We start from the raw sequence: 25,409 nt of genomic DNA, 5'->3' as shown, positions 1-25,409 counted from the left end.
CCAGGGTGCTGATTACTTCCCCACTCCGGGTGTACTGGGTTTTCGAGTTTTCGAGCTGGCTTTCTGCTAGCGCCCATTGCTGTTTCGATTGGCCCGAGGCTGATGCCAGAAGCGCAACATATAATCTAAAATTGTGAATAATGTTGCCAATATAATGAAATTGTGAGAAGCCGGATGCCAGTTTTAGGTGATCAGGGGCCCATTTGGATGTCAAAGAGAGAGAAGTTTACAAAACTTGCGGAGTCGCGCGTTAGTAAAGCGCTCAAAGAACTGCAGCTTATAGGAAATCTGTCGAACCGCTCGGCGTACGAATACGACGAGGAGGATGTGAAGCAGATTTTTAAGGCCCTCCAGAAAGCACTTGATTCCGCAAAATCGCGCTTCACCGAACCGGGCGTCGCATCAAACCCGGTATTTCGGCTCGGTGGCGGCTCATAAGGAACGCGCAGCGTTTATCTCGGTGAGGTTGAATTGCTTCACGAATGAATATGTACTGATTTAAAGGCATCCCTGGCGAAAATTTTCGGCCGGCAAGCATTAGACATGAAGAGGCAAGCGCATGCCAGACACAGAATTTGAAGCAACAGATGAGCTGACACCTACCTGGCGGTTTGCTGATATTCCAGACGATCAGGTTGCCCCGGATGTGACCCAACGCGATCAGTTCAGAAATGACTCCGTGGAATTGTTTCAGTCCCTGGTGCGAGAGGCTACTCAAAACTCAACGGACAGCCGAGCAGGCATTGATCCTGTTCGCCTGAGGTTCGCGATACGCACGCTTGGTCCCGAAGATAGCGCGGCATTGCGCAGTTTGCTCGAGCCGATTGCGATGAATTGCAGCGCCTGCAAACTGGATGTCAGCGTACTCTCCAGTGATGCCGCGAGGGTTTTAGTCGTGGAAGATTTCAACACGTTCGGCCTCATTGGTTCTGTAGATCAGCACGACGACGGAAACTTCAGCGGGTTCTGGCGTAGACACGGCGGCTCCAACAAGGATGCAACGAAAGGCGGTAGCCATGGCCTCGGCAAGCTTGTATTTTCAACAGCGTCTCAGATCGGCGCAATTTTCGGTCTCACTATCCGGAAGAATGACCTCTGCCCGCTTCTGATGGGGCAGGCCATCCTCAATAATCATAAGATTGACGGTAGGCGCTTGCCCGCTCACGGCTACTGGACGCCGACACAAATGCCGGGACAGATTCAGCTTCCTGCCCGCGATGAGGATCTCATTGCTCAGATCTCGGCTCTGATGGGTTTTCGGCGGACGACGGAGACTGGACTTTCTATTGCTGTGCCCTACGTGCTCGACGATATCAGCCACGAAGCGCTGATACGTGCCGTCGTGACGAATTACTTTTTTCCGATTTTGTCCGGTGACCTGATCGTCGAAGTTGGCGATATTGAATTACGAAAGGATAATTTCGCCGAAATCGCCTCTATGCAGACGGGTCTTTCGGTCGATGAGAAACACCGGCTAGAATTCGTGCAGCGCCTGGTGCCGAAGCTTGGAGACACACCACCACTTGTGCTCTCGGAGCACCCTGGGAATATGCGGCTTGGCGAGGTCGAAATCGCAGAAGACATACTGACTGTCCTACGTGAACAGTATCAGAGCGGGAAGATCGTTTCAGTCCGCTTGCCGGTCACTACCCAACCGAAACTTGGCGCTAAAGCTGCGTCCTTTGTTGATTTGTTTCTGACGAAGAAGCCAGAAGACGCCGCGCCATGGGCGCTGTTCGCCCGTGAGTCCCTTGTGCTGCCCGGAGAGTCTCGCGCATCGTTCAGTGATGCCGCTTTCGGTGCGCTCATCGCCCGTGACCCCGCCGTTTGCAGCCTTCTGCGGGATGCTGAAAATCCGGCGCACACCAAGTGGAATGCCCACGAAAAGGTGAAGTTGAACTGGCGCAATGGAGCCGGCACCATCCGGAACATTCGCCTCAGCCTGTCCGCTCTCTACAGGTTGATTACAGCCGAACTGCGAGAAGATCATCGAGACCTCCTCTTAAATATTCTGTCAGTAGCAGACCCTAGTCCGAAGCGATCGAAGGGTCCGCGAACTCGCACCAAGCCAGACATTCACTTGTCCCCGCCTAAGCCCAAATTCTTCTCCGAACAGCGAGTTGATGGAGGATTCCGACTCCGTGCAGGCCCGGGTGCGGAGGACAAAGAATACCCGGTGCGGATGCGCATCCGCGTGGCCTACGATGTTCTTTCCGGAAATCCATTCAAGCTTCACACTCCATTCGACTTCGACATGTCGAAGAACTCGCTGAAATTCCGAGCTAAGAGTATCAAGGTCGCCGAGCGTCTTCCGGGGGCTATCGTACTCGAGTGTACCGATCCGGACTTCGTGCTGGAAGTCACTGGTTTCGATATGAACCGTGACCTGATTATCGACCCGAGGATCGTAGTATGACCCGCCGCTTTAACTATACCGGTCGCCAGCGAATCACGAGCGAACATTTCTCAGCGAATGTCATCAGCGAAGACCCTCTGATCGCGGCGGTTTCGCTGAATCTCGATGGTCTGAAAGTGACTTCGGAAGACCGCATTGTAATTGAACCTTATGTTGGAAATATTGCAAAGCGGATAGACTGCGGCCAAGTTTCCGCACCGACAGTTCCAGTCTCACTCGACCTGTCGGATCTGAGCTCCGGTGGGTCTATTCAGTTTCGAGTTAAGGTCTCAGGGAAAGACGGGCGTCTGACTGCGGCAGGCGACAGGATAAGACTGACAGGCTTAAATGAAGAATCGGGTCGCCGGGCTCTGTTGCCAGTGGAGACAAATCCGACCCTTGGCGAGCAGATATGGAAGATCGAAGTCTCTGAAAGCCTGCACCCGAAGCTTATTCTGAACAGTCGAATACCGTCTATCGAGAGCCGGCTTCTGGACGACCCGGTCTTCGGAGGAGCGGTGCTGCTGCCGGCTATCCGTAAAGTGCTCGAAGTTCTGGCAGAAACACCCGACGGAGACGTTTGGCAGCAAGACTGGCTTGAGTTCGCCCGGCGGTGGAACCCCGATACCAACCCTGATCATACGCTTGAGAACGATGATCGCGATGAATGGATAGATACAATTATTACCGCATTCTCGCGCAAGCAGGGCTTTGCCCGCCGCGCCACTGAACCCACGTCAGGAGCTGCAAAATGAAATTCAGAAAGCTGAACGAACAAGGTGTTGCCCAGTTTGAGCATTGGATCGTCTCCCTGACTGACAATCCAAAGTCAGAGCCACCTTTGTCTCTGCTTTCAAACCCCGCAACGAGTGAAGAGACTAACTACGAACTTGCGCTGGCCGGTCGTGTCTTCGAGGACAGAGCCGAGCTTGGAGAGTGGCTGACTGACGCTCTGAAGAACCACGCATCTGAAGTCCTCTATGATGGTGGGTTCTGGTCGTCAGTTGCTTTGGTGCTTATTGATCAGATTTGTCCCCCACGGGTGGACGGTGCGCGCAAGCCAGGCGAGATGGCCCGCTATGTATTCCAACCACAACGCAAATCATACAGACACCTCGTCTGGGCAGCTTGGTGGGCGATCAGCACGTATGGTGAGAACGGTCGGTACTTATTGATGCCTGTATCGAACCGCGACTACCCGCTGGAATTTGGCGGCGGTGAAATCATGGGTCAGATCGCCGCAAATCAGATGACCACATCATCTCAGACTGTGATCCGGCTCGGGCGGCGGCTTTATGAGGATCCAGAAACTAGGCGCCAAAGCAAAGGCAGCAGTGGCAAGGGCGCTGATTCTCCGCGCCGCCTGATCCAAGTTTTGCGCCAGTTCCAGCTAACTTATGATTTCGAATCGATGTCAGACGATGCTCTTGCCGGCCTGTTGCCGAAAGAGTTTTCGAAACGGCTCAACGCCTAGTCACTACAACGATTATTCCAGCATCGGGCGGCATACGATGTATGCTCCGATCATTAATTCGGGCTGACATCGTCAACAAGAAAACGCGCTCCCGCATGATGGCCGGGATTGGTGGCAAGGACACCAAACCGGAACTGACCCTGCGACGCGCGCTTCACGCCCATGGCTATCGTTATCGCCTGCATGATCGAAAACTTCCAGGTCGCCCTGACATCGTGATGTGAAAACGAAAGGTCGCTATCTTCGTGCATGGATGTTTCTGGCATCGTCATGCTGGCTGCAGATACGCCACGACCCCGGCAACCCGTCCGGAATTCTGGCAGGAGAAGTTCCGCCAGAATGTCGAGCGAGATGCCCGGAATATCGAAGCGCTCCGGGCAGCGGGCTGGCGCGTAGCCGTGGTATGGGAATGCAGCCTCAAGAAGGAAATCATGGAACCGAATCTGGCCGAGCTGATAGCCTGGATCGATGACGGCTTGAAAAACGATCTTCTGTCTCTGTCCGTCGACTGACGAACCGCAACCTTGCCCCTTCCCTGTTGCGCAACCCTTCTTTCGGGGGCCGGTACTGAAAATCGCTTGCGCGCTTCGCTTGCCCGCATGGTCAACTCGCCGGACAGGACCCGCAAGTTCCGCAGCCCGGACGCCCTCGCCATACTCATAGCAATTCTTGCTGCCGCGCGAACAAGCTGCTGCGCGCAGCCTTTGACCGCCTGGGTGAACAGAATGCGGGCACAAGCCCGCATCCCGCACTTCAGATTGGCGTGCCATTTACCGGCCTCCAGTCGAGAATACGACCTTGTCGCGGCACACGACCGCGGTCTCGGTCCCATGCTCCAGCGCAGACTTTCGAAGAATGCCGGAGTAGTCCTGCACGAGTTGGCCAGCAGCCGAAGGAGACTCGGTGACAAGCCGAATACTGGCGCCCTTCTGCTCGAAGCGAAATTCCGAAAGGAGCATGGCCAGTCTAGGATCACTGCTGTTGATACCGAGCCGAGCCGCATTTTCACCGAACCGCCCTTTGCCGTTTCGGCCTAGAACTGGCGAACCCGGTTCGCTGACCCGACCGCTGCTTCGAGCACCAAGTCGATCGACAAGCTGAGACCATGAATGAAGCCTCTGGCCGGATTGGTGCAACTCGTCCCGCAGCTCAATGGCCCGGTTCAGAATCAGGCTCTTCAATTGTTGCCACGGTTCATCCAGTCGATCAAACAGCCATGAAGTCACCTCATACAGGCTCAGCAATTCCGGATGGGACTTCTCATCAATAACTCGGTCAAAGAGTTTCAGAAGGTCATCTTCGAGAGAGCGGACCTCGCACGTCACGGCTTTGGATTTGTTTTGATAGTTTTCTTTAAGCGCGGACATTCTGTCCACCTCTGAGGGCCGGCCATGTCCAGTGCACTGGACACCAAGTGGCAAGGTGATCGCAATCTCATATACGCTTTGACTGCCATCCAAGCGGATCTTTCTTCGACGGCGAATGAGCTTCTTCCGCTCAAGTTCCTTCAAGGCCCTCTGAATGGTTTTCGGACAATAGCCCGTTTGCTCTGCCAGAGTCTTCACTGGCGGCCAGCAAAACCCACGCTGATTTCCCATGAACACCAGCTCCTTGAGGACTATGCGTTGAGCGCGTGGCAGATGCGTCATTCTCCTGACAAGGATCTCTCGCCAGGCACGACCGATTTTCTTTTTCTGCTTGCTATTATGCATGATATTCACTCGTCGATGCCGAACGGTTGGCATCGATCCACGCCTCCAGTGCAGAAAGCTCGTAGCGAACCGAGCGTCCAAGCTTTATGAACGCAGGCCCGCCGCCCCGCAGCCGAAGTGTTTCCAGAGTCCGTGGAGACAATCCAGTCCTCTCAGCCGCCTCTAGTGTATTGATCAGTAAACGAATTGTCACAGTAATTCTCCTGGTTTGAAAAAGGATGTGACAAGAGTGCTTTGGTGACCAGAATTTCATAGGGGGAATAATTCCGGCTAATTCAAACCTGCAATATTCACTACAGACCCAGATTATCCCTTTCCCTCATGATCAGCTCTATGTTCCAGGAGCCATCATCCCAATAACCAAGCTCAACGAGATGATTCCGAATTGACTCGAACTCTAGATATGGTGCGACCTTGGTATCGTGCTCCTCTTCCCACCGACGTTGAAACTGATCGATTGCAGAGGTAAGCGTCATGCCTGAAAGTCCTTCATCGACCATTCGCAGGAAGAACTCTCTGGTCTGCTCCAGTCTCGACTTTCTTCCTCTCTTCTTCAGTCCGGCACGATAGGGCTCGGCATAGATTGCGCCCGCGGCCTCGAGATCAATTGTTGAAGGTTGGTACTTCAAGAGGTCGTGCAGGATAGCGTATTCAGCGGATACTCGATAAATGAGTTCCGGCCTTTCACGCGTCAAAGTCCGGCGAAGCAGCTTTTCCGTGAGACGAGCCGGTAATTTGCTTTCCGGAACCGCAGGATGATCGTTTCGTGTCGAGCCAAGCAGATCATGTCGATGAATTTGGAGATTGTAAAAGTTCAGGCTGCCAAATCTACCAGAGTGCCAGTCATCATCTATATGGAAGCCTTGATGCTCCAGTAACGCCATGGGAATAACAACCCGGCAATCCAGGAGATCTGAGTGGCCCGAGATTTCCCAACTTCTCAGATACACCTTGTGAAGGAGCAACAACTTGAGTTCGTGCCGGATGCGCCTCAGCCGCGCGCGCCATTCGCGACCGTACTTCTGTGGAGCTACGTCAGGTACATACCCGCTTTCCAGCAGTTCTTGTGCAAGACGAACTGCCTCGAAGGCTTCTTTGAAGTTCGCCAATCCCGGAAATTCGATCTCTATCCAGTCTTCATCATCGCAGGGCTTCTGAACTACCTGAATTAGCGCAAAGTCACTCCATATCCGCTTCAAGCTGGCCTTCGCTGAAGCCGATTCCGGAGTCTCGATGGTCTCGTTGCGCAGCTGCTCGAATAGATCAGTAAGGGGAATGGTCGGTACAAGCATTCCCTGTCTTGGGCGTTCCGTCACAGGGCTTCTCCGATCAGTTCAGCCATCGCATGCAACGGATCGTCCAGAAGGTGCGCGTACCGCTGGGTTGTCTGGATCGAGGCATGACCGAGATACCGGCCGATGATTTCAAGAGACGCGCCCTGCGCCACGGCGATTGATGCAAAATCGTGCCGGAGGTCGTGCATGCGGACGTCCACGAGCTCTGCCCGATCACGAATACGGCGCCACGGACCATTGAGGTCTGATCTCCGTTTCTCGGGATCCTTGCCTGGTATGACCCATCCTGCGGACGATTGCGGACAGACCTTCTTCCATTCCGACAACAAGACCACTGCCGGGCGGGACAGAGGCTTTCGGTTGACGCGTCTCTGCTTGGTATATGTCGCGGGAATTTGCCAGACCGGGATCTTCGCATCGAGATCGAATTGTTCCCAGCGCGCTTGCAATACTTCCCCCTTCCTTGCGCCGGTGAACCGGCACAGCCAGATCGCGATTGCACTCGCCTGGTCTGGCTCCTCGTGAAGCGCTTGGGTCAGCCGGTCACGCTCCTCCGTACTCAGAAACCGGTTGCGAGGTTCTTCGTGAAACTTCTTGATGCCGCGGCACGGATTGTCAGAACGGTACTCCCACTCGATCGCAAGGTTCATCATCTTTGAGAGCAGGCACAGGATGTGGTTTGCGCAAGCGGGCTGATGCCGTTTTGAATCATGCAGCCTGGAAATGTCGTTTCGATTGATGGCATTGACCTTCAGGTATCCGAGCGCGGGTCCAATATAGAGTCGCCAGAGCCCCCGATCCTCCCTGATGGAGCTGGGCGCCTTGCGCGGCAGCGCGTGGCGTTCCAGATACTCTTCCCAGAGCTGAGCCAGGGTCGGGTCTCGAAAGGCGGCCTTGCGGATGGCTGAAGGATCATCCCCCTCCGAAATTGTCGCGAGAAGACGAAAGGCCTCCATCCTTGCCTGGTCCGGCGTGATCACACCATGTCGTCCGATGGTAACGTTTCGCTGGCGTCCCGCCACCCGATACTTCAAAGCATAACTTTTTGTTCCACTCGGCTTAACTCTCACATGGAAACCGGGTAGCTGGCTGTCGAAGATCTTCTTGTCGGCGCCGCTAGGCCGAATACTGTCTACTACTCTCTTGGTCAGTTTCTGCATCTGTTACTCCGGCTGATTCGGGGAACCATGGGGGAACCATTTGAACTCGAATTGGGGCGTATTTCAACGTGCACCCCGCGAATCAAGTTTCACAAATTCACAGAAAAAATAAGGTGTTACGTAGTTCAGAGTAGCCCAGCGCAGAGCGCTGGGAGCCATTCCTAATCTGTAGGTCGCGCGTTCGAATCGCGCCGGGATCGCCAGGGATTGGGGAGAAGTTTTTCCATTTTGGGCATTTTCCCCGCTGAAAACCGAATCAACGTGCAGTCTTGCCAATTCATTTAACCTTATTTGAACAGGCCCCCTTTAAGGTCACGGCTGACGACTGATAATTGATCAATGGGGATGGATTCAGATGGACGAGTCCAAAACGCCTGTATTCGTATGTCCTGAGGACCAGCAGGCCTTTGCCAAAGTGTATGAACACGCAGGTGTTGCGACCGAGTTGATCGCGCAACATGGCACGCCGCCCTTCCCCAACACATTCGCGTTGATGTTCGCCTACGCCGCGAAATCCGACAAGAAGATCGTGGTCGCAGTCGACGAGATGCTGGAACGTGGCGGGCTATGCCAGTATGAAATCGACGAAGTCTACAATTTGCACCTTCGTCCCACCGATGACCATGTGAAACGGGAAAATATCGGGCGCGAAGTCGAACAGCAATTGTCCAGCGTTCTGGACCTTGTCGGCACCAGCGTGGAGAACAGCGACCAGTTCGAACTTGCGTTGAAGCAGATTGAGCGCGGCCTGTCCGATACGAGCTCGTCGAACGCCCTCTCCACCGCAGTGGCCCGCCTGATGTCGGAAAGCCGCCGCATGACCGAACACAGCCGCCAGCTGAGTGAAGGCCTGACAGCCTCCAAGAAGCAGATCGAAAGATTGCAGCAGGAGCTCGAAGCCGTCCGCAATGAGAGCATGCGCGACCCGCTGACCTCGATCTACAATCGGCGCGCCTTTGACCTGCGACTGGCCGCAGAAGTGGATGCGGCAAAGAAACATGGTTCCAGCCTGAGTCTCGTGATGGCCGATCTCGACCATTTCAAGCGCGTGAACGACAATTTCGGGCATCGGGTGGGTGACGAGATCCTCAAGATCTTCGCATCGATCATCACCAACAACATCAAGGGCAAGGATCTTGTGGCGCGTTATGGCGGCGAGGAGTTTGCAATCATCCTGCCAGCGACGAGCGTACAACAGGCGGCCCAGCTGATCGACCGGATCCGGGAACAAATGTTCCAGCGGAAACTTGTCCTGAAGGGAACGAAAACCCCCATTGGCGCCATCACGGCCTCTTTCGGGGTCACCCAGTATCAGCCCGGCATGGCCATGAGCGACCTGGTCGAACAGGCAGACCAGCGACTTTACCTCGCCAAGAGCAATGGCCGCAATCGCGTGCAAGCCGACGATCTGGCCTCAAACGCCGCCTGATATAATCACCATATAGCGCCGGGCCATGACCTGGCCTTCAGGACTTCGCCCCCATCTGGTTCAGCTGGTCTTCGGAATTCAGGATCATCTTGAGGTCTTCCCTGGCCTGATGAAGGTGCCGCCTTGCCTCCGCGATTTCTGACCGTTTGAAGTCCATCTCCCGCAGCACACGCACGGCATGGCCATTCCGGCTTGCCAGCATGAGCGCCTGGATGTCTCCGGCCTGGTCCGCTTTGGAGAGTTCCGATTGCAGGCCGTCCAGTTCTTTCGCAAGCTCGCGCAAGCGAGTCTGAACGATGGCCAGAGATTGCTCTGCCTTCTGACGTTTCAGTGCGACAAGCTTGAGCAGTTTCGGGCGCGGGTCTGCCATCAACTCCCCTGTGTCTGTTTGCGGAGGCGATCCACGAAGCTGATCGCAGCAGCCACCGCGGCGAAATGATCCGGATGGATTTCCTCATCTATATCGACAAGCCGATAGATCGACCGTGTCGAGGGAGGGTCGCGATAGATCGGTATGTCATTGGCCTTCGCCGTTTCGCGAATCTTGGCGGCGAGGTGATCAACCCCCTTGGCAACGCAGACGGGCGCACGACCGCCTTCTGGGTCCCATTGGAGGGCGACGGCGTAATGCTCCGGGTTGACCATGACGACGGTCGCCGTCTTGACGTTCTGCATCATCTGGTTGCGGCTCATGCTGGACGCCTTCTCACGTCGCTTCTGCTTGAGCTGCGGGTCGCCTTCGCTCTGCTTCTGTTCCTTCTTGATGTCTTCCCGGCTCATCTTGAGCTTGTTGGAATGCAATTGGCGCTGGAGTGGCAAGTCGATCGCGGCGAGCGCGAACTGGAACACGCCGAAAATCAGGAACAGGGTCAGCACCTGGCTGAAGGTGAAATTGAAGAACTGGCCAAGCTGGACAGCGCTACTGGCGTAATAGTGCTGGGCGAACCCATAGAGGAACACGGCAGCCAGGCCGCCTGCAAACAGCATCTTCGCCATGTCCTTGAGAAAATCGAGCAGGCCCTTCGTGCCGTACTTCTTCTTCAGGTTTTCGGTCGGGGAAATCTTGTTGAATTCAAGCTTTATCTTCTTCACCGAGAACGCAATCGACTGCTGGATGACGAGCGTCGCAAGTACCAGAGCCGCAAGTATCGCAAACAGAGGAATTACCTTGACCAGCGTGCGAACCAGCCAGGCTTTGGTCGCACCGCCGCCATCATCAAATACGTCAGTCGCATAACTGTCAGCATGATACATCAACGAGGAAAGCTCGTTGAACATCGCGCCCGCCACCACTGCACTGAACACAATGGCTGCGATGATGATGCCGGCGAACAGAGCGAAAGTGTTGGCTTCCTTGGACTGGGCAACATTGCCTTCCCGTCGCGCCTCGCGGCGCTTCTGTTCGGTTGCCTCGAACTCCTTCTCGCCGCCTCCGGACTGATCTTCGGCCATTGCCTACCTCACCACCAGCCAATGGAGCCGGACACCCGGTCCATCCAGACTATGAGGATAGTTGACACCGAAATAGCCAGAAGCACAAATCCTGCCCCGATCATGAAGGGCGCGCCGACAAAGGCCACCATCAGGGACGGCAGCGCCTTGTTTATGAAGCCCAGCGAAATGTTGTAGAGCAAATTGATCGCCACGAACGGCCAGGCAATCAGAACAGCGAACTTGATGGCCGTGAACATGCCCTCGATCACAAAGGACCGGTCGAACTGGGTGAGCGCGCCCACGGGGATCTCGGAATAGATTTCCGCCAACCTGACAAAGACGCTGACATGATAGTCGGCAGACAGGAGCAGGACAGCGCCGGCCATGGCCAGCATGTTGGACACAACGGTCTGCGCTTCTGTGTCGAGCGCGATGCCGAGCATCTGCGACAGCCCGATCGTCTGGGCGATGAGGGCGCCCGCCATATTCAATATCCAGATCGATGTTCGCAACAGGACGCCAAGGCCCAGGCCGATGATCGTCTCCGCCCCCACAAGGCCCACAAAATCGGCGATGGAAATCTCAGAAGGCGCCGACACGAGACCCGACATGGCAAACAGGGTCGCCGCGCCGAGCAGGAGAGATACGCGCACACGCGCGGGCACGGTCTGGTCGCCGATGCCCGGCATCAGGAAGATCACAAAGGTGAGCCTGGCCACGATCAGCATGAACAGGATGATCCAGGCCGAGAGTTGCGGCCCGAATGGCAACCCTTCCAGCATCAGACGACGCCAACAATATACGGCTTGCTCTTGGAGCCAATCTCCTCATAGGCGAGCACGGCATTGCGAACGCCCTTGCTGGCGAGGACCGTTTGGAGGAAACGCCGCCGGCGCGAGGAGGTGGCCACCGCGGCAACGACGCCTTTTTGCGCCATCTCGTTGAGCTTTGCCTGGACCGCTGTTGTCAGCTCTCCAAACATTTCCGGCGGCAGGGCAATGTCCGATCCGCCATCTTCCCGCGAGATTTCGTGCTCGTTGAATTTCTGCTCCCAATTCGTCGAGAGCTGGAGCAGCGGCAGACGGCCCTGGCCATCCTGAAGCCGGTCCACGATCTGGAAGCCAAGCCGCTGGCGGACCAGCTCGACGATACGCGACGGCGCGCTGGACTGGGCTTTCACTTCGGCAATCGTTTCGACGATCAGGAACAAATTGCGGATCGAAACGCGCTCTTCCAGCAACAGGCGAAGGACCGACAGAAGGAGTTCCGGGCTGACCTTGCCTGGAATGTATTCATCGAGAAAACGCCGGTTTGCAGCCGCCCGTTCGCTGTCGCTGATATGAGTCAGCGCATCCAGCGTGTCGAGCATGACCATACGCGTGAAGACGAGGGTGAAATTGGCCTGGATGACTTCCAGCATATGCGTGGCAAGCACTTCGGTGGGCTCGACGGCCGGGATGCCGGCGGCAGCCAGTTCCTGTTTCTTTGTATTCGGCAGCCAGCGCGCCGCCGCCTTGTAGACTGGCTCCTTGACCTTCTCGCCCTGAAGGTGCGGCAGCTGGCCATCTTCCATCAGCGCAAGCAGGGAGCCCGGACGAACGAGCCCGCTGTCCACGCGGACGCCCTGAATGCGGATACGGTATTCGTTCTTCGTCAGGGTTGGATTGTCGGTCATCCGAATGGACGGCAGGACAAAGCCGTACTCTTCCGCGATATACCTGCGAATCTTGTCGATACGGCTCTCGAACCCGCCTGCCCCCTGCAGCACCATGCCGACCAGGTCCGGGGCAACTTCCAGATGGATTTCGTCGGAATGAATTGAGTCGCCAATGGCGAGGCTGGTCTTTGGCTCTTCGATTTCGCCCGCTTCCGCTTTGGCGGCCAACTCCCGCTCGCGGCTGCGGATGTAGAAGGATGCCGTGGCGAACGCCGCCGCAGCCAGCATGAAGGGAATGAAGGGCAAGCCGGGAAAGAGCGCGAAGACGGCCAGGATACCGGACACGATCATCAGGGACGTGGCATTGCCGCCCAACTGGGCGCCCAGAGCCAGATCAATCGCGCCGTCTTCGCGGCCCTTGGCCAAGAGCATGGCGGCGGACACAGACACGATGACGGACGGGATCTGGGACACCAGACCGTCGCCCACGGTGAGGATGGAGTAATTGCTGAGCGCCTGCGTAAAGCTGAGACCATGCGCCGCGATACCAAAACCGATACCGGCGACAAGGTTCAGCGCAGTGATCAGCAAGCCGGCGATCGCATCGCCCTTTACAAATTTTGACGCACCATCGAGAGAGCCCAGGAATGCAGCCTCCTCCTGTTCCTTCTGGCGGCGGCTGCGCGCCTCGTCATGGCTGATGGCGCCAACGGCGAGGTCGGAGTCGATGGCCATCTGTTTGCCCGGCATCGCGTCCAGTGCAAAGCGTGCGCCGACCTCTGCCATCCGGCCTGCACCCTTTGTAATGACCATGAAGTTCACGATGACCAGCACCGCGAACACTACGAGACCGACAAACAGGTTTCCGCCCATGATGAACATGGCGAAGCCCTCGATGACATTTCCCGCAGCATCCGTCCCCGTATGACCCTGGCTGATGATCAGTTTGGTCGAGGACACGTTCAGCGCCAGGCGAAGCATCAGAGAGGCCAGAAGCACACTCGGAAAAGACGAAAAGTCCAACGGCTTCTCGATAAAGATACTGGTTGTGAAAATCAGGATGGCGAAGGCAAATGACGCGGTAAGGCCGATATCCATGACCCAGGCCGGAACCGGCAGGACCATGATGAGAATGATCATCATCAAGCCAATCGCAAGGACCGCTGTTGGCTTGGACAAATCGAAGAAGCGTGAAGTCGGCATGGAGGCCCTAACGCGAGATCATGGGGAGGACGGTATTGTTGAAAAAGTCCAGACAGATACGTGTCATGTAGCCAAGCGACAGAAAGAACACGACGACCACGGCAAGGATCTTCGGAACGAAGGTGAGCGTCATTTCCTGAATGGACGTCAGCGCCTGCAACAGGCCTATGACGAAACCAAGGACCAGCGTTACGGCAAGAATGGGAAGCGCCATCATGGCCGCCGCCCAGAGCGCCCCGCGCAGCACTTCAAAGATCGCAAGTTCGGTCATATGTGGCCGCCCTGATCAGACCGGCATCCGGAGCAATTCCTGATAGGCTTCGACGACCTTGTCTCGGACAGTGACGGCCGCGTCGAGCACCAATTCAGCCTGGGCCAGTGCCTCAACCATGGCATGGGGGTCGGCGCCGGAAACGGCGGTCTGCATCGCGGCCTGTTCCGCGCCCTGAAGCGCGGCCTTGAACGTGGAGAAGCCTTCGGCAAGACCTGACTTTTCAGTCGGGTTCTGCGCCGGCTTTTCGGACACCTGGGTCGGCTTGACCGAGCCGAGCGCGGCATATGCACTGAAACCTACATTGGACATTCTGCCCCCCTTTTAACGCCTGAGAATATCGAGAAGTGACTGGTACATGCTTCGCGCCTGACGGAACGAATTGAGGTTGGCCTCATAGCTACGATTGGCTTCGCGCATGTCGGCCATCTCGGTCACCAGGGATACGTTGGACGCGGTGACATAGCCGTCTTCATCAGACAGCGGGCTGGCCGGATCGTAAAGGCGTTCGCCTTCCGTCTCGTCCAGGTCCACGCGCGTTGCAATGAAGGCATCTGCGGCGGTCGGCGCCTGTTCGACAGAAAGGATCTTCCGGCGATAGCCCGGCGTGTCTGCGTTCGAGACGTTCTGGGACGAAACGTCGATCCGTTTCGACTGGAGCTGCATACCGGAAACGGCCTGTAGCATCGTGGCCTTGAGCGAATCCATGACTTATCTCCTCTTGCCGATAGCCGTTCGAAGCAGGTCGAGCGACTTGGTGTAGACCGACAACGCCATTTCGTGCTGGCTCTGGGCATCGGCCGCCTTGAACATTTCAAGTTCGAGATTCACGGAATTGCCATTCGGTGAATTCGTCGTTTCCTTCTGGAATGTCCGAAACTGGGGGTCGTTGGCATCGGCCGTGCCCGTGGCGGCGCGCGCGAGGAAGTCCTGAAAGCCCTCTACCTGCGTTGCCTTGTAGCCGGGATCATTGGCGTGCGCGATGTTGGTCGCGGACACCTTCTGGCTCTCTGCGGCGTGACGCGCCATGGCGCTGTAAACACTAAGAACGTCCAGATTGAGAATCGGCACAGAATCACTCCTAGTTAATACTTTGGAAGAATTGCCGGGGTAATTTGAAGAAAGGGTTAACGAATGAGCGGGATTTGTTTACTTGTTGAACACGACGCCTAATTTTCCTGATCGGCTGTACCGTGTCTGGGGTACTGTCACGGAGGTATCTCCGGGTCTGATCCTGATTGCGGGCATCAGCGAGTTTTCTCGTCTTGGAAACGAGATCCGCGTCCGCACGCGCCAGGGCGAAGTGTTCGGGGAGGTCCTCGCGGTTTCAGGCGAGCACGTGAAAGCGATGCTGTATGGAGAATCCGACGCGATCCGCATCGGTGACCGCGCCGTACTGGAACAGGATGCCTATGTTGAGCCTGGCGACCATTGGCTCGGCCAGATTGTCGACTATCGCGGCACCATATCGGGCGAGCGGAACGCCCCGCCTGCCTCAAACACGACCCGTCGCCCCTTGAGGGCCGCGCCCCCCGCGAACACGTCCCGCAAGAGCCTTGGCCAGCGCCTGTCGACCGGCTGGATGATTACCGACACGATCCTGCCCATCTGCCAGGGGCAAAGAATGGGCCTGTTTGCCGGATCGGGCGTCGGCAAATCAACCTTCCTGGGGTCACTCGCTGCTGGCGTGAAAGCCGACCGTGTCGTCATTGCCCTGATCGGAGAGCGCAGCCGGGAAGTGAATGAATTCGTTCACAAGACTCTGCCCAAATCCGTTCTGTCGAGAACCGTCATTGTTGCCGCAACGGCTAACGACCCGCCCGGCGCCAAGAAACGCGCTGCTTTGTGCGCCATCGCGACGGCCGAGCATTTCCGGGATGAGGGTCACCAAGTCCTGTTCCTGTTCGATTCGATCACACGGTTTGCCGAAGCCCACCGGGAGGTTTCACTGGCCGCCGGCGAAACCCCTGCCCTCAATGCCTTCCCGCCTTCCACCGTGCGGGCGATAGCGGAAGTTGCCGAACGGACGGGTCCCGGCGCGAAGGGCCAAGGCGATATTACTGCGATCTTTTCCGTCCTTGTTGCCGGGTCTGACATGGAAGAGCCCGTGGCCGACATGGTGCGCGGCGTACTCGACGGTCACATCATCCTGTCACGGGAAATTTCCGAACGCGGACGGTATCCTGCCATTGATGTCCTGCGCAGCGTTTCGAGATGCCTGCCCGATGCCGCAAAGCCGGACGAGAACACGACCATCAGGGACTATCGAAGAACCATTGCGCTCTACGAGGAAATTGCGCCCATGCTGCGCGCGAACCTGTATGAACGGGGGCATGATGCGGCTGGTGACCGATCCATCGAACTCTATCCGCAGCTGGACACTTTCGTATCGGAGCCGAACAAGGCGCAAATCCCGCAAGCCTTCCAACACCTTCAAGAACTGCTGAACAGAAAGCCTGCCGAGGCCGCAGCCAAGTCCTAGCGTGAAACGATACTCAGGAATAAATTCTGGCTCGCAGTTGAGCCGAAGCCGGCGGCATTGTTGAGCAAGGTCAGCGCCACGGACCCTGATGAAAGCGACGACTGGCCGTTCGCGATGGAATCCATGGTGTGGAACCTCTGGATGACCTTGTCCATCACGTCTTCGTTGGTGAGATCCGTCACATTGCTAATGGAAAAGACGCTCAGCATCCGCTCTTTCAGGATGTCAGCCTGTTGATCGACATCAAGCTTCTGCCAGGAACTCGGCAGATTAAGTGCCGTCTCCAGAACGGTCCGAACAGGAACATCGCCGAGAATGCGGTAGAGATTGGCCGAATCGCTCGACTCCTCACGCACGAGCTCGCCGATCTTGGCCTTGTAGTTCAGGCTTAGCTTCATATTGTTATCGACATCGCCGACAGCCGAGCGGAACGAGGCCAGCTCAAAATCGTCAGACAATGTTGCAATCGCATCGGCGGACAATGATATCTTGCCATCCGTAACGGCGAACATGTTTGCGAAATTCGTGTAAGCCTGATTATTCAACCGGGTCAGGAAATTACTTTCCGGGTCGGCCTTTTCCTCCATCACATGACGGATAAAGCCGACCTTCCATTCTTCCCCCCCTAGGTCAAATGCCGTCAAAGAAACGCGCAGCAAGCGCTTGTCGGAGAGAAAATCTTCCATCGCAATGGGAGAGGACATTTTGTCCTGGAAATATTGCCGGTCATTTTTGACACTCGTGGAATCAGTGAACCCCTCCAACTGCTTGTCGAATGTGGATTCCAGGAATTTCCACCCGCCATAACCTGTAAGAGGGATGACCGGCTGATAGACCATGTCAGGCGACCTTGGCTTGCGTTTCGAATGAGGATTTCGAGCCGGCCACTTTCAGGAGCTCCGCTTCAATCGCAATGATGTTGCGGAGATGGCAGATCGCCGAATAGAAATTTCCACGGTTCAGCATGGATTTCAGATCGATCAGAAGTTTCGGGTTGATGGTCTCAAACACTTCTTCGAGTCGGTCGCATTCTTCAAGCACGGCCGGCAACACGTCATCTTCCGGTAAATCGCCCGTGATGATCAACTGGATGGCATAATATACGCGCTTGGTGGGGGTATCCACATCCTGCGGCTTCAGAGCATCACGGCAGCGAAGAATTCTGGCATTGTCATCGACCACGCGGACGATGGAAGGCTTGTCCCCGTTCTCCAGCAGCGCTCCGTTCACGACGAAACGTTCACCAGCTGCCAGTTTGAGCACAAGTCCCGACATTATTCTGCCGCCACGTTGGCCGGTGAGGACGAGCGTCCCTCCAGACCTTGCATGATGATTTCATTGATCTCGACCAGCTCGATAATTTCAGCCTTGCGGGAGAGCACGTGATAGCTGATCCGGCGGACAGATTCCGCGAGCGCGATCAGGTTTCTCTTGAGAACCGGGTCCAGCTCGTTGGCATCGCTCACCAAGTCTGTGGAAAGGATTTGCCAGAGTTTGAGATTGCGATCGATGGCGTCTGCCCAGACAGCGGGCTGGGGCGTTTCGACCTCGTCGACGTTTTTGAGTGCCTGCGTGATTTCCTGAAACAGGGCATATTCGATCTGCCCCGTATTGGCGGTGCGGCTCGTGACCTCACCATATGCCTTGTATGCCAGTTGTTGCATGCACCCTCTCTACGCGTGGTAATAAGCGGGTCCAGGCGCTAATCAGCGCCTGGACCCTAATGTTACTATCTGAACAGCGACAGGAGTGTCTGCGGGTTCGAGTTCGCAATCGACAGCGCCTGGACGCCGAGCTGTTGCTGAACCTGCAGGGCCTGAAGCTTGGCGGAAGCCGCTTCGATGTCCGCGTCGACCATGGCGCCGATACCGGACGTCATCGAGTCAATCAGTGTCTGAACGAATTCGCCCTGACCTTCGATCTGCGTCTGGGCAGAACCGAATGCCGTTGCGGCGGAGATCGACGTATCAAGCAGCGCTTCGATCGTATTCAGAGCGGTCGTGGCATCAGCTGATGTTTCTACGCTCAGATCAGCGATGGCACCGAGGCCGCCCGCAGCAATAGCGGCATTCTGGGAGGCCAAGGCACCCAAGTTGACTTCTACGTCACTACCATCAGCACTCAAGGTCAGCGTGGCAGCATCAGTTGCTGGATCATCCGCTTCTGTGACTGTAACATCAAGATCGGTGATGCCAGCATCGTCCAGCAGGGCTTTGAGGCCGGCCGCAACTTCGTTGTTTGTATCGCCATCCACAGCTGTGTAGGTATAGTCGTTGCCATCAGCACTGACGGTGAATGTATCACCTGCGGTAAGCGTACCACCGGCAATCGTCACATCAGCAGCTTCACCATCTTCAATGACAGACTGGACGTATGTCGTAGAGATGCTTGTTGTAGCGAATGTGATGTCACCGCCGTCAGCAATCAACGTCACGGTAGCATCATCCGTAGCGGGATCATCACCGTCATCACCACCTGCTGTGTCAAGGTTCGTGACACCAGCCGCATCAATTGCCGCACGAAGTTTCGCGGCGATCGTATTTGTGTTGTCACCATCAACGGCAGTAACGGAGATGTCCTCACCGCCGACAGTAAACGCAAACACATCACCTACGGCAACCGTTCCGCCTTTGATCGTCAGCGTTGCGGTAGCGGCATCTGAGATGGTGCCATCGGTGTCGGATGACGTGATTGTACCGGCCGTACCGGCAGTCTTGTCGACATCATTTTCAGTGGCAGTGTCTTCAGTCGACACATAACCAGCGTCAGTTGCTTCCTTGTCAGCGGCGTCCACGGCAGCGCTCGTTTGAAGGTCCTTACGCTCAACGGTGATGGACGTCGCGGAGACCGTACCATCTGAACCACGGTCCAGCGAAGCAAGGATGCTGACGCTGTCAGTACCTTTGAGCAGGTTCTGGCCGTTGAACTGAGCGGCGTTGATGATGTTGCTGATGGCGGTGCGCTTGGCATCGATATCAGTCTGGATCTTGGAGCGGTCGTCCGCGTTCAGGTCTTCCTGAGCGGAAACGATCAGTTCCTTCATGTCCTGCAGGAGGCTCGTGACCTGCTCGGAAGCAGCACGGGCGACACCCACGGTCGACGAGCCCTTGTTCAGGGAGTCGGTGATCTGGTTGAAGCTTTCCACGTCTGTAGACATGACGGTCGAGATAGCCCAGATGGCGGCGTTGTCTTTTGCAGTGGCAACCTTTTTACCGGTTGAAATCTCGGACTGGACCGTTTCGAGATTGCTGTTGATTCCGCGCAAAGTCTGCAGCGCAACCATCGCACTATTATTAGTCAGAATACTGGACATTTGAATGTACCCCATGTTCGTCAGGCCAGCGACTTAGTCGCCGCCTAGGTTCGATCTCACGTCGTCCTGACGTCGGGAATTCCCGCAACCCATCTTGGTTCGCTGTAACTGGGTATACAGCAGCCGTGTATAATCAGTTAACCGTCAGGCCTTCTTAAGATAATTTCCGGTCGCTTTGGTGAACGGCGTCTGCAAGCCATTCGATTGATAAGCCCCCACATAGGAGTCCTGGGATACGCGGCCCAGCCGGGAGACAATGTTCTGGAGGCCATTCTGCACGGCCCGGAAGTGGATGGAGTTCTCGCCGGCGGCCTGAATAATTCCCTTCAGGCGTTGCTGGAAATTTTCCGCGCGAAGCAGGTGCCCTGCTTCTCGAAGCAGGGAGTCAAATGCTTCCATTGCCTGAACCTTTTCCTCGGCCAGCTCCGCAACCCTGTGGACCTGGCCTGACAGGAGGAGATGTTTTTCAGCTGACAGGACACTCTCGACCTGGGACATAATATGCCGTGCGTGTGTGTGGTCAGTCATCGGAGGTCGGTCCTGTCTGGTCTACGGTATTTCCGGTCGCGTTCAATCCCAATGGGTGAGTCCGGGCGAGGTCTTCCGCAATCGCTTCAATCATCATTCTGGAGAACGCCGAGGCGGCCTCCCCTCCTGACTGGGTAAAGGCTTCTTCCAGCCCGGTATGGCTCAACATTTCGGACCAGAGCAATTTCTCAAACCGTATACCGACTTCTTCGGTATCGCTACGACTTGCACTTTTGGAGATGGACTGGTTGGCAGACAGGGCCGTGGCCATGCCCCCACCCGGAATATCCGTCATGTTTTCCCTCCTGCTCTCTAATAAACGCGAGACGAACCGCGCATGTTTAAAACTTATTTTACTACTATTGGGTCAAACAGGGTTAAGAGAAACCTAATCTGGATTAACCTATGACGCCTTTCCTGAGCCTGGATGGATTGTCAGCAGTCGACGCGTCTGGCGGATCGTCTGCCACGTCCCCGCTGGCGGATGGAGAACTCGGCAAGGCATTCCTGCAACAATTCTCAGAACACAATTCCGAAGGTGCCGAACAGGGCGATTCGTCAGATCAGGCTTTGACGGTGACCATTGACCCCAAAGGTGCGAATGGCTCACCCATTGTTTATTTGAATCTGGAAACCGGGATTGATCCGGAAACCCTGGCAAACGTCGAGGTTGAGATTACGGATGCAGAAGGACTCGATGCCGACGACCTTCAGGCGGCTAACGAATCGGCCCTCGCCGCCATTGCGGCTGAGGGCGACTCGGAAACCCCTCAGGACACGGATTCTGACTTGGAGGCGAAGCTAAGATCTGATTCAGACGAGAACGGGCTCGTGAACACTGAGAGTCCGACAATATTCGTGACGGCTCCGGCTCCAGAAGAAAATTCCGAAGAAATTTCAGACGCCGAAGCCACCATCACAATGATTTCTGGCACGCAAGGCGTCGCTGAGAACGCCAATTCAGACCTGAATGCCAAGATGGTAGCCGCCCGTCCTGTTGAACAGTCGATTTCAGCCGTACCAGTTGAAACCGTGGTCCCCAAGGCAGAGAAGGCTATTGCACCGGCTGACGATCTGGATGCGGTGAAATTGAGCCTCACATCCGACTCCGTTACCGACGTCGATCTCGAAACCGATTCGCTTCAGCAAGCAGTTCAGAATGCTCCCAAGGTGGGGCTCTCCACGAACGCTGTTCAGGCACAGAATGACGAATCCCCGGATTTGCCACCAGCCGAGCCCGCAATTTCTCAGTCCGCTTCGATGGTGTCGACTGCGTCTGCGCAGACTTTCGGGCTGGGCGCCACAACAGAATTGTCCGGCACGGTGTCTGATAGTCCTGCGAGCTTGACGTCTGGCGTCTCCGCAGTGGCTGCCACTGTGCCACCGTCTTCGGCCCCTGTGGCTCAACCGGTTGTCGCCCCCGCGCAGACACCCGCGCATTATGTCGCCGTCCCCGCAGACATTGCGAGCATCATTTCGCAGGAATTATCCTCCGACAGACAGACCAACCATGTCCGGGTCCAGCTCGATCCGCCGGAACTTGGCCGCGTTTCACTCGAATTCAAATTCGACTCTCATGGTCTCCAGCATGTGGTTATCACGGCCGATTCGGCCGATGCCATTCGACGAATCCGGGCCTTCCATCCTGACCTCGTATCCGTTCTCGACGAACATGGCCTGTCCAGTCAGGACATGACCTTCCGTGAGCAGGCCTCCGGCCAGAACCCGGCCCAGGACTGGACAGGCGCCGACATAACGCCGGTCGAGGACGAGGCCGACATGATGGCCGAAACTCCGGCCCCTCTTCCACGTACGCCCCAGCCCAGATCCGCCTCAGCCGGTCTGGATATCCGGGTATAGGAGCTAACACTCATGAGCACGATCGATTCGACCGGCGCCGCCCAGACCACTTCACAGACAAACGCCACGTCCTCGGCCACACAGCAATTTGGCCAAGAGTTCAATAATTTCATCAAGCTGCTGACCGCTCAGGTTCAGAACCAAGACCCGCTCTCTCCGATGGATTCAACCCAGTTTGTCGATCAGCTCGCGACCTTCTCTTCGCTTGAACAGCAGGTTCAGACCAACTCCAGCCTTGCCGGTATCTCCTCCCTGATTGGAGACCTGCACACCATGCTCGCCAGCGAGTGGCTGGGAGAAACGGTGACACTGGAATCCTCCTGGGTGCCCTATACCGGATCCGAAGTCAGATATATCACCAATACACCGGATGAGGCCGACAATGCCTATCTGACCGTACGGAATTCAGAAGGGGAACTCGTCTGGTCCCAAGAATTGGATATGGACGACGAAGTTCATACCTGGAACGGCCAGACAAATACAGGCGAGACCGCTTCGACGGATGAAGTCTTCGAGTTCAACATCGACTTTTACCAGGGCACGGAATACATCGGCTTGGGTGCCCCTCAGATCATCACGACAATTACGGATGTAGGCAGTGAGAACGGCGTCCTCCGCTTCGGCACATCCTCGCACCTGTCGGCAGACCTTTACAGTGTAAGCAAGTATTCCGAGCCTGAATAGTCTAGCCGTTAGCTAGGCCGCAACAGGCGCTTCTGGCTACAAATCCTGGCGCGCCATATCCAGAATCAGCACATTGCGAATGCCTTCCGGAATCTCGTTCTGAAGGTTGGTCAGGATCATGGCGCGCAATGTTTCGTAATTATCGACATCCGTGATCGAGTTCAGCGTGCGGCCACCGCTGCTGAGCTTGACCAGGGTGGTCATGATATTGTCGCGCAGGACTGGTTCCTTGGAAAACAATTCCTGCGAAATGGCCGTGTCCACTTCCAGATTGAGGTTCAGAATGACCAGGCTCTGCACCCGGTCGTCCTCGATCATGGGCACAACGAATTCCCGTGAGAATTTGTAGTAGGTCACATCGACAGCATCGGCATCACCATGCTTGTCGCTGCTGCCATGACCTTTCTTCTCTTTCTTTTCCGTCTTCGGGTTCGCATGGCCCTCCCCTTCATCGCCACCGGCATCGTGTGCCGCGCTGGCCGGCTTCGGACTGGAAGAGCCTGATAACTTTAGGAAATAGGCCGTGCCACCGCCCGCGGAAATGGCGAGAAGGGCCACAATGGAAGGAACGATTTGTTTCATGAGGAAATCCTAGAACGGCACGACCTTGTCGATGATCTTCTGGCCAATGCGCTGTTGCGGAACCGAAGTAGCATCACCGCTATTGAGATAGGATATCCGGGCGTCCGCTATCTTTTCATACGTGACCGTATTGGTGCGGGTAATATCCTGCGACCTGATCACGCCGCTTACCGTCAGCATCCGTACCTCATTACTAACCTGGGTCTGCTGGAAACCTTGAATAACGAGGTTACCGTTCGGCTCCATTGCAATAACGCGCGCAGCAAGTGTGAAGGCGATCTTCTCCGCGCGATTCATCGCGCCGCTGCCATCCAGGGACGAGCCGCGATTGTAATCCACACCAGGTGAGAGCGTCGCACCGCCGGGCAATACACCGTTTGCCCATTCCGGCAGACCGAAGAGGGCATCCACATTCACGTCAGCACTACTGTTTCGGTTACGGGACAGGGAACTTTGCAGGCTTGCCTTGTCATCCATTTCGACAACGACTGTCAAAAGGTCTCCCACAGCCTTCGCCCGGCGCATGCTGAGCAACGCATTTGGAGCCGTCGTCCAGAGCGATGCATCACTGGTACCCGCCGGCTCGGCATAGGCCGTCTGCATGTACGGCATGGTTGTCGGCGGCGCGGTCATGTCGAAAGTGGCATCGGCTGACGGCACAGAAGCACAGGCCGAGATGCCGAGCAATACAGCAGAGAATGTAAGATAATTTTTCATTGGACCAGCACCCACCCGTCTTTCTGAACAATTCCGTTCACGATCTTCTTCGAATTCAAATTCAGGATTGCAACCGACTCATCTTCGGTCGCCTCGCCCATGGCACGCCCGGTCGTGGTGATTTCCAGCGCACCACTGACGAATTTCACAGTCACCAACTGGTTGCGCCGAATAAGGCGCGGCGGGCGAGTATCATCCATCGACAATTCCTGTCCGACATAAACCGTGCGGCGTACTTCCCTGCCAATGAGGGGGTTGTCTGCATCGACGATCGCTCCGGACTCGGTGGAGGCATTAGCTGCCGTGACTGTGTCGCCAGCGCGAATAACTTCCTTGGCCACGAGCGATGATGCGCCAAACATGTGCGCCGCCAAGCCAAGCCCTACAGCAATTGCCGGTATCATTCTGTTACCTCACTCTGGTTGTGGCAGCCAGCATTTCGTCTGCTGCCGTGATGACCTTGGAATTCAACTCGTAGCCACGTTGCGCCTCGATCAGTTCGGAAATCTCCTGCACGACGTCGACACTGGATTCTTCAAGGAAGCCTTGCCGGATCAGGCCCATGCCCTCTGTCCCGGGGACCAATTGGTTTGCCGGGCCAGACGCTTCGGTTTCCCGGAATAAATTGTCGCCCATGGCCTCGAGGCCTTTCTCGTTGATGAAGCGGACGAGCGAAATATTTCCAATGGCCTGCCCTTCGGATCCATCGTTGAAATAGGCAACGACTTCGCCATCGCGGCTAATCGCGACGTTCCGCGCATTTTCAGGAATGACCAGACCGTCAGCCAGTGGAAATCCGTCCATGGTGACGATCTCGCCCTCTGCGCTTCGGTTCAGCTTTCCGTCCCGTGTATAGGCTGATTCACCGGATGGCAGGGTGATCTCGAAGAAGCCCGTTCCATCCACCGCCAGGTCCAGTTCGGCACCTGTATCACGGAGGCCACCTTGGGTGATTTCCATGGAAACCGAGGACGGTTTCACCCCGGTGCCCAGTTGAATCCCTGCCGGCACCACCGTTCCCACCTGGGAAGTAATCGTGCCAGGAGTCAGATGTTGCTGATACATCAAGTCCGAGAACTCGGCCGTACGCGGGCGATAGGCCGCCGTGCTCATGTTGGCGATATTGTTCGAGATGACCTCAACGCGCATCTGTTGAGCGGCCATCCCTGTCGCGGCAATCTGCAAAGCCTTCATTTCATTCCCCTCAGGTTCA

At 56.1% G+C, this 25,409-nt stretch carries 30 protein-coding genes and 1 pseudogene; 9 read left to right on the top strand and 22 right to left on the bottom strand.

What is annotated here, in order from left to right:
* The first annotated feature begins 207 nt into the window (after positions 1 to 207).
* From V7660_RS01105 to V7660_RS17205, 5 genes and pseudogenes are all read left to right on the top strand, one after another.
* Positions 208 to 438, top strand: coding sequence for a hypothetical protein (locus V7660_RS01105; protein ID WP_335601276.1), 231 nt, complete (start codon positions 208 to 210; stop codon positions 436 to 438).
* 121 nt (positions 439 to 559) lie between these two features.
* A complete protein-coding gene (locus V7660_RS01100; protein WP_335601275.1) occupies positions 560 to 2,416 on the top strand; it encodes a hypothetical protein in 1,857 nt (618 codons plus the stop codon).
* Complete coding sequence (locus tag V7660_RS01095; protein ID WP_335601274.1) at positions 2,413 to 3,150, top strand: hypothetical protein; 738 nt, start codon at positions 2,413 to 2,415, stop codon at positions 3,148 to 3,150. The genes V7660_RS01100 and V7660_RS01095 overlap by 4 nt, the downstream gene beginning before the upstream one ends.
* Positions 3,147 to 3,869: a hypothetical protein gene (locus tag V7660_RS01090; protein WP_335601273.1), complete on the top strand. Its 723-nt coding sequence runs from the start codon at positions 3,147 to 3,149 to the stop codon at positions 3,867 to 3,869. The genes V7660_RS01095 and V7660_RS01090 overlap by 4 nt, the downstream gene beginning before the upstream one ends.
* 41 nt (positions 3,870 to 3,910) lie before the next feature.
* Positions 3,911 to 4,381: pseudogene (locus tag V7660_RS17205) on the top strand (very short patch repair endonuclease).
* Between the two features lie 258 nt (positions 4,382 to 4,639).
* On the opposite strand, the gene V7660_RS01080 reads toward V7660_RS17205, so the two are convergent.
* The 4 genes from V7660_RS01080 to V7660_RS01065 are packed head-to-tail and all read right to left on the bottom strand — an operon-like array spanning position 4,640 to position 8,036.
* On the bottom strand, positions 4,640 to 5,581 hold the full coding sequence (locus V7660_RS01080) for a helix-turn-helix domain-containing protein (RefSeq protein ID WP_335601271.1): 942 nt from the start codon (positions 5,579 to 5,581) through the stop codon (positions 4,640 to 4,642).
* On the bottom strand, positions 5,574 to 5,834 hold the full coding sequence (locus tag V7660_RS01075) for a helix-turn-helix transcriptional regulator (protein ID WP_335601270.1): 261 nt from the start codon (positions 5,832 to 5,834) through the stop codon (positions 5,574 to 5,576). Before V7660_RS01075 ends, V7660_RS01080 begins: the two co-directional genes overlap by 8 nt.
* Before the next feature lie 40 nt (positions 5,835 to 5,874).
* On the bottom strand, positions 5,875 to 6,873 hold the full coding sequence (locus tag V7660_RS01070; protein ID WP_335601269.1) for a hypothetical protein: 999 nt from the start codon (positions 6,871 to 6,873) through the stop codon (positions 5,875 to 5,877).
* A gap of 20 nt (positions 6,874 to 6,893) precedes the next feature.
* Positions 6,894 to 8,036 carry a tyrosine-type recombinase/integrase gene (locus V7660_RS01065; RefSeq protein ID WP_335601268.1) on the bottom strand — a complete coding sequence of 381 codons (1,143 nt, stop codon included), beginning with the start codon at positions 8,034 to 8,036 and terminating at the stop codon, positions 6,894 to 6,896.
* 355 nt (positions 8,037 to 8,391) lie between these two features.
* On the opposite strand from V7660_RS01065, the gene V7660_RS01060 reads away from it, so the two are divergent.
* On the top strand, positions 8,392 to 9,465 hold the full coding sequence (locus tag V7660_RS01060) for a GGDEF domain-containing protein (protein WP_335601267.1): 1,074 nt from the start codon (positions 8,392 to 8,394) through the stop codon (positions 9,463 to 9,465).
* A 37-nt stretch (positions 9,466 to 9,502) separates the two neighbouring features.
* On the opposite strand, the gene V7660_RS01055 is transcribed toward V7660_RS01060, so the two are convergent.
* Genes V7660_RS01055 through V7660_RS01020 form a run of 8 tightly spaced genes read right to left on the bottom strand, consistent with a single transcriptional unit; the run spans position 9,503 to position 15,101 of the window.
* Entirely contained in the window at positions 9,503 to 9,835 is a 333-nt protein-coding gene (locus V7660_RS01055) for a hypothetical protein (RefSeq protein ID WP_335601266.1), read from the bottom strand.
* Positions 9,835 to 10,917: an EscU/YscU/HrcU family type III secretion system export apparatus switch protein gene (locus tag V7660_RS01050; protein ID WP_335601265.1), complete on the bottom strand. Its 1,083-nt coding sequence runs from the start codon at positions 10,915 to 10,917 to the stop codon at positions 9,835 to 9,837. The genes V7660_RS01055 and V7660_RS01050 overlap by 1 nt, the downstream gene beginning before the upstream one ends.
* 8 nt (positions 10,918 to 10,925) lie before the next feature.
* Positions 10,926 to 11,681, bottom strand: a complete 756-nt coding sequence (locus tag V7660_RS01045) for a flagellar biosynthetic protein FliR (protein ID WP_335601264.1) — start codon at positions 11,679 to 11,681, stop codon at positions 10,926 to 10,928.
* On the bottom strand, positions 11,681 to 13,759 hold the full coding sequence (locus V7660_RS01040) for a flagellar biosynthesis protein FlhA (RefSeq protein ID WP_335601263.1): 2,079 nt from the start codon (positions 13,757 to 13,759) through the stop codon (positions 11,681 to 11,683). The genes V7660_RS01045 and V7660_RS01040 overlap by 1 nt, the downstream gene beginning before the upstream one ends.
* Before the next feature lie 7 nt (positions 13,760 to 13,766).
* The gene (locus V7660_RS01035; RefSeq protein ID WP_335601262.1) at positions 13,767 to 14,030 is read right to left on the bottom strand and encodes a flagellar biosynthetic protein FliQ; all 264 of its coding nucleotides are present in this window, start codon (positions 14,028 to 14,030) and stop codon (positions 13,767 to 13,769) included.
* 15 nt (positions 14,031 to 14,045) lie between these two features.
* Positions 14,046 to 14,342, bottom strand: coding sequence for a flagellar hook-basal body complex protein FliE (locus V7660_RS01030; protein ID WP_335601261.1), 297 nt, complete (start codon positions 14,340 to 14,342; stop codon positions 14,046 to 14,048).
* Positions 14,343 to 14,354: 12 nt separating this feature from the next.
* Positions 14,355 to 14,738 (bottom strand): flagellar basal body rod C-terminal domain-containing protein, encoded by a 384-nt coding sequence (locus tag V7660_RS01025; RefSeq protein WP_335601260.1) that lies wholly within the window; start codon positions 14,736 to 14,738, stop codon positions 14,355 to 14,357.
* A gap of 3 nt (positions 14,739 to 14,741) precedes the next feature.
* Positions 14,742 to 15,101, bottom strand: coding sequence for a flagellar biosynthesis protein FlgB (locus tag V7660_RS01020; protein WP_335601259.1), 360 nt, complete (start codon positions 15,099 to 15,101; stop codon positions 14,742 to 14,744).
* Between the two features lie 85 nt (positions 15,102 to 15,186).
* On the opposite strand from V7660_RS01020, the gene V7660_RS01015 reads away from it, so the two are divergent.
* Entirely contained in the window at positions 15,187 to 16,512 is a 1,326-nt protein-coding gene (locus V7660_RS01015) for a FliI/YscN family ATPase (protein WP_335601258.1), read from the top strand.
* Here the strand turns inward: V7660_RS01015 and V7660_RS01010 are convergent.
* The 6 genes from V7660_RS01010 to V7660_RS00985 form a co-directional block, all read right to left on the bottom strand.
* The gene (locus tag V7660_RS01010; protein ID WP_335601257.1) at positions 16,509 to 17,351 is read right to left on the bottom strand and encodes a DUF1217 domain-containing protein; all 843 of its coding nucleotides are present in this window, start codon (positions 17,349 to 17,351) and stop codon (positions 16,509 to 16,511) included. The genes V7660_RS01015 and V7660_RS01010 overlap by 4 nt on opposite strands.
* Position 17,352: 1 nt before the next feature.
* On the bottom strand, positions 17,353 to 17,787 hold the full coding sequence (locus tag V7660_RS01005; protein ID WP_335601256.1) for a flagellar biosynthesis repressor FlbT: 435 nt from the start codon (positions 17,785 to 17,787) through the stop codon (positions 17,353 to 17,355).
* A complete protein-coding gene (locus V7660_RS01000) occupies positions 17,787 to 18,176 on the bottom strand; it encodes a flagellar biosynthesis regulator FlaF (protein ID WP_335601255.1) in 390 nt (129 codons plus the stop codon). The genes V7660_RS01005 and V7660_RS01000 overlap by 1 nt, the downstream gene beginning before the upstream one ends.
* A gap of 65 nt (positions 18,177 to 18,241) precedes the next feature.
* A complete protein-coding gene (locus V7660_RS00995; protein ID WP_335601254.1) occupies positions 18,242 to 19,825 on the bottom strand; it encodes a flagellin in 1,584 nt (527 codons plus the stop codon).
* 144 nt (positions 19,826 to 19,969) lie between these two features.
* Positions 19,970 to 20,353, bottom strand: coding sequence for a hypothetical protein (locus V7660_RS00990; RefSeq protein ID WP_335601253.1), 384 nt, complete (start codon positions 20,351 to 20,353; stop codon positions 19,970 to 19,972).
* A complete protein-coding gene (locus V7660_RS00985) occupies positions 20,346 to 20,648 on the bottom strand; it encodes a hypothetical protein (protein WP_335601252.1) in 303 nt (100 codons plus the stop codon). The genes V7660_RS00990 and V7660_RS00985 overlap by 8 nt, the downstream gene beginning before the upstream one ends.
* Before the next feature lie 110 nt (positions 20,649 to 20,758).
* On the opposite strand from V7660_RS00985, the gene fliK reads away from it, so the two are divergent.
* Together fliK and V7660_RS00975 are read left to right on the top strand one after the other, a co-directional pair.
* Positions 20,759 to 22,213, top strand: a complete 1,455-nt coding sequence (gene fliK, locus V7660_RS00980; protein WP_335601251.1) for a flagellar hook-length control protein FliK — start codon at positions 20,759 to 20,761, stop codon at positions 22,211 to 22,213.
* Positions 22,214 to 22,225: 12 nt separating this feature from the next.
* Positions 22,226 to 22,897: a flagellar hook assembly protein FlgD gene (locus V7660_RS00975; protein ID WP_335601250.1), complete on the top strand. Its 672-nt coding sequence runs from the start codon at positions 22,226 to 22,228 to the stop codon at positions 22,895 to 22,897.
* Positions 22,898 to 22,933: 36 nt separating this feature from the next.
* On the opposite strand, the gene V7660_RS00970 is transcribed toward V7660_RS00975, so the two are convergent.
* Genes V7660_RS00970 through flgG form a run of 4 tightly spaced genes read right to left on the bottom strand, consistent with a single transcriptional unit; the run spans position 22,934 to position 25,390 of the window.
* Positions 22,934 to 23,479 carry a flagellar basal body-associated FliL family protein gene (locus V7660_RS00970; protein WP_335601248.1) on the bottom strand — a complete coding sequence of 182 codons (546 nt, stop codon included), beginning with the start codon at positions 23,477 to 23,479 and terminating at the stop codon, positions 22,934 to 22,936.
* Between the two features lie 9 nt (positions 23,480 to 23,488).
* A complete protein-coding gene (locus tag V7660_RS00965) occupies positions 23,489 to 24,196 on the bottom strand; it encodes a flagellar basal body L-ring protein FlgH (protein WP_335601247.1) in 708 nt (235 codons plus the stop codon).
* The gene (gene flgA / locus V7660_RS00960) at positions 24,193 to 24,600 is read right to left on the bottom strand and encodes a flagellar basal body P-ring formation chaperone FlgA (protein ID WP_335601246.1); all 408 of its coding nucleotides are present in this window, start codon (positions 24,598 to 24,600) and stop codon (positions 24,193 to 24,195) included. The genes V7660_RS00965 and flgA overlap by 4 nt, the downstream gene beginning before the upstream one ends.
* 4 nt (positions 24,601 to 24,604) lie before the next feature.
* Positions 24,605 to 25,390 (bottom strand): flagellar basal-body rod protein FlgG, encoded by a 786-nt coding sequence (gene flgG, locus V7660_RS00955; protein ID WP_335601245.1) that lies wholly within the window; start codon positions 25,388 to 25,390, stop codon positions 24,605 to 24,607.
* Between the last annotated feature and the right edge of the window lie 19 nt (positions 25,391 to 25,409).

This window comes from Hyphomonas sp. (assembly GCF_036964145.1).
GTDB lineage: Bacteria > Pseudomonadota > Alphaproteobacteria > Caulobacterales > Hyphomonadaceae > Hyphomonas.
The sequence above is the reverse complement of the archived record's forward strand: the minus strand, read 5'-3'. Positions and strand labels throughout refer to the sequence as shown.

Excerpts from the sequence above, each read along its gene's own strand:
- V7660_RS01105 (WP_335601276.1), top strand. The coding sequence starts at position 208 with ATGTCAAAGAGAGAGAAGTTTACAAAACTTGCGGAGTCGCGCGTTAGT.
- V7660_RS01100 (WP_335601275.1), top strand. The coding sequence starts at position 560 with ATGCCAGACACAGAATTTGAAGCAACAGATGAGCTGACACCTACCTGG.
- V7660_RS01095 (WP_335601274.1), top strand. The coding sequence starts at position 2,413 with ATGACCCGCCGCTTTAACTATACCGGTCGCCAGCGAATCACGAGCGAA.
- V7660_RS01090 (WP_335601273.1), top strand. The coding sequence starts at position 3,147 with ATGAAATTCAGAAAGCTGAACGAACAAGGTGTTGCCCAGTTTGAGCAT.
- V7660_RS01080 (WP_335601271.1), bottom strand. The coding sequence starts at position 5,581 with ATGCATAATAGCAAGCAGAAAAAGAAAATCGGTCGTGCCTGGCGAGAG.
- V7660_RS01075 (WP_335601270.1), bottom strand. The coding sequence starts at position 5,834 with ATGAAATTCTGGTCACCAAAGCACTCTTGTCACATCCTTTTTCAAACC.
- V7660_RS01070 (WP_335601269.1), bottom strand. The coding sequence starts at position 6,873 with ATGCTTGTACCGACCATTCCCCTTACTGATCTATTCGAGCAGCTGCGC.
- V7660_RS01065 (WP_335601268.1), bottom strand. The coding sequence starts at position 8,036 with ATGCAGAAACTGACCAAGAGAGTAGTAGACAGTATTCGGCCTAGCGGC.
- V7660_RS01060 (WP_335601267.1), top strand. The coding sequence starts at position 8,392 with ATGGACGAGTCCAAAACGCCTGTATTCGTATGTCCTGAGGACCAGCAG.
- V7660_RS01055 (WP_335601266.1), bottom strand. The coding sequence starts at position 9,835 with ATGGCAGACCCGCGCCCGAAACTGCTCAAGCTTGTCGCACTGAAACGT.
- V7660_RS01050 (WP_335601265.1), bottom strand. The coding sequence starts at position 10,917 with ATGGCCGAAGATCAGTCCGGAGGCGGCGAGAAGGAGTTCGAGGCAACC.
- V7660_RS01045 (WP_335601264.1), bottom strand. The coding sequence starts at position 11,681 with ATGCTGGAAGGGTTGCCATTCGGGCCGCAACTCTCGGCCTGGATCATC.
- V7660_RS01040 (WP_335601263.1), bottom strand. The coding sequence starts at position 13,759 with ATGCCGACTTCACGCTTCTTCGATTTGTCCAAGCCAACAGCGGTCCTT.
- V7660_RS01035 (WP_335601262.1), bottom strand. The coding sequence starts at position 14,030 with ATGACCGAACTTGCGATCTTTGAAGTGCTGCGCGGGGCGCTCTGGGCG.
- V7660_RS01030 (WP_335601261.1), bottom strand. The coding sequence starts at position 14,342 with ATGTCCAATGTAGGTTTCAGTGCATATGCCGCGCTCGGCTCGGTCAAG.
- V7660_RS01025 (WP_335601260.1), bottom strand. The coding sequence starts at position 14,738 with ATGGATTCGCTCAAGGCCACGATGCTACAGGCCGTTTCCGGTATGCAG.
- V7660_RS01010 (WP_335601257.1), bottom strand. The coding sequence starts at position 17,351 with ATGGTCTATCAGCCGGTCATCCCTCTTACAGGTTATGGCGGGTGGAAA.
- V7660_RS01005 (WP_335601256.1), bottom strand. The coding sequence starts at position 17,787 with ATGTCGGGACTTGTGCTCAAACTGGCAGCTGGTGAACGTTTCGTCGTG.
- V7660_RS01000 (WP_335601255.1), bottom strand. The coding sequence starts at position 18,176 with ATGCAACAACTGGCATACAAGGCATATGGTGAGGTCACGAGCCGCACC.
- V7660_RS00995 (WP_335601254.1), bottom strand. The coding sequence starts at position 19,825 with ATGTCCAGTATTCTGACTAATAATAGTGCGATGGTTGCGCTGCAGACT.
- V7660_RS00990 (WP_335601253.1), bottom strand. The coding sequence starts at position 20,353 with ATGACTGACCACACACACGCACGGCATATTATGTCCCAGGTCGAGAGT.
- V7660_RS00985 (WP_335601252.1), bottom strand. The coding sequence starts at position 20,648 with ATGACGGATATTCCGGGTGGGGGCATGGCCACGGCCCTGTCTGCCAAC.
- fliK (WP_335601251.1), top strand. The coding sequence starts at position 20,759 with ATGACGCCTTTCCTGAGCCTGGATGGATTGTCAGCAGTCGACGCGTCT.
- V7660_RS00975 (WP_335601250.1), top strand. The coding sequence starts at position 22,226 with ATGAGCACGATCGATTCGACCGGCGCCGCCCAGACCACTTCACAGACA.
- V7660_RS00970 (WP_335601248.1), bottom strand. The coding sequence starts at position 23,479 with ATGAAACAAATCGTTCCTTCCATTGTGGCCCTTCTCGCCATTTCCGCG.
- V7660_RS00965 (WP_335601247.1), bottom strand. The coding sequence starts at position 24,196 with ATGAAAAATTATCTTACATTCTCTGCTGTATTGCTCGGCATCTCGGCC.
- flgA (WP_335601246.1), bottom strand. The coding sequence starts at position 24,600 with ATGATACCGGCAATTGCTGTAGGGCTTGGCTTGGCGGCGCACATGTTT.
- flgG (WP_335601245.1), bottom strand. The coding sequence starts at position 25,390 with ATGAAGGCTTTGCAGATTGCCGCGACAGGGATGGCCGCTCAACAGATG.